General features: G+C 58.6%; 1 rRNA gene. It reads right to left on the reverse strand.

Going from position 1 to position 1,836, the window contains the following annotated elements:
• Positions 1-155: 155 nt before the first annotated feature.
• Positions 156-1,681, reverse strand: a 16S ribosomal RNA gene (locus AB0K21_RS44525).
• Positions 1,682-1,836 lie beyond the last annotated feature (155 nt).

Below are 1,836 nucleotides of genomic sequence, written 5' to 3' on the forward strand. Positions count from 1 at the left end.
GCTCCGAAGAACCAGGGCGGTACTAACCGATCAGCGATCCCGCCGAACCGAATAGCCAGTGCTCCACTAATGAGCGCGCCGAGCGTGGAACGTTCGCCCACGAACACGGCATGGACCACGACCACCCGAAGATGACCGCGACCGATGCTCCTTAGAAAGGAGGTGATCCAGCCGCACCTTCCGGTACGGCTACCTTGTTACGACTTCGTCCCAATCGCCAGCCCCACCTTCGACCGCTCCCCCCAGACAAGCTGGTTGGGCCACGGGCTTCGGGTGTTGCCGACTTTCGTGACGTGACGGGCGGTGTGTACAAGGCCCGGGAACGTATTCACCGCAGCGTTGCTGATCTGCGATTACTAGCGACTCCGACTTCATGGGGTCGAGTTGCAGACCCCAATCCGAACTGAGACCGGCTTTTAGGGATTCGCTCCACCTCACGGTATCGCAACCCTCTGTACCGGCCATTGTAGCATGTTTGCAGCCCAAGACATAAGGGGCATGATGACTTGACGTCATCCCCACCTTCCTCCGAGTTGACCCCGGCAGTCTCCAATGAGTCCCCACCACCCCTAAAAGGAGCGTGCTGGCAACATTGAACAAGGGTTGCGCTCGTTGCGGGACTTAACCCAACATCTCACGACACGAGCTGACGACAGCCATGCACCACCTGTCACCCAGTCCGAAGAGGGCTCCATCTCTGAAGCTTTCCGGGCGATGTCAAGCCTTGGTAAGGTTCTTCGCGTTGCGTCGAATTAAGCAACATGCTCCGCCGCTTGTGCGGGCCCCCGTCAATTCCTTTGAGTTTTAGCCTTGCGGCCGTACTCCCCAGGCGGGGCGCTTAATGCGTTAGCTACGGCGCGGAAACCGTGGAAGGTCCCCACACCTAGCGCCCAACGTTTACAGCGTGGACTACCAGGGTATCTAATCCTGTTCGCTCCCCACGCTTTCGCTCCTCAGCGTCAGGTAAGGCCCAGAGAACCGCCTTCGCCACCGGTGTTCCTCCTGATATCTGCGCATTTCACCGCTACACCAGGAATTCCGTTCTCCCCTACCTACCTCTAGCCAGCCCGTATCGAATGCAGACCTGGAGTTAAGCCCCAAGCTTTCACACCCGACGTGACAAGCCACCTACGAGCTCTTTACGCCCAATAATTCCGGACAACGCTTGCGCCCTACGTATTACCGCGGCTGCTGGCACGTAGTTAGCCGGCGCTTCTTCTGCAGGTACACGTCAACTTCGTCCCTGCTGAAAGAGGTTTACAACCCGAAGGCCGTCATCCCCCACGCGGCGTCGCTGCGTCAGGCTTTCGCCCATTGCGCAATATTCCCCACTGCTGCCTCCCGTAGGAGTCTGGGCCGTGTCTCAGTCCCAGTGTGGCCGGTCGCCCTCTCAGGCCGGCTACCCGTCGTCGCCTTGGTAGGCCGTTACCCCACCAACAAGCTGATAGGCCGCGAGTCCATCCCCGACCGAAAAAACTTTCCACACCCACCCGATGCCGGGAGGTGTCGTATCCGGTATTAGACCCAGTTTCCCGGGCTTATCCCAGAGTCAGGGGCAGGTTACTCACGTGTTACTCACCCGTTCGCCGCTCGAGTACCCCGAAGGGCCTTTCCGCTCGACTTGCATGTGTTAAGCACGCCGCCAGCGTTCGTCCTGAGCCAGGATCAAACTCTCCAAACAATGTCTGAACAGTTGCTCCCGGCTGAAAGCACCCATCACACATGATGGATGTTCAACCAAAGGAATCCGTCCCCCACCCCGCAAAGGAGGCAGGTTGGACAGGGTTGTGCTTCATGCACTGGCTTTTAACACACTGTTGAGTTCTCAAGAAACGG

The organism is Streptosporangium sp. NPDC049248, assembly GCF_040678965.1.
Lineage (GTDB): Bacteria > Actinomycetota > Actinomycetes > Streptosporangiales > Streptosporangiaceae > Streptosporangium > Streptosporangium fukuiense.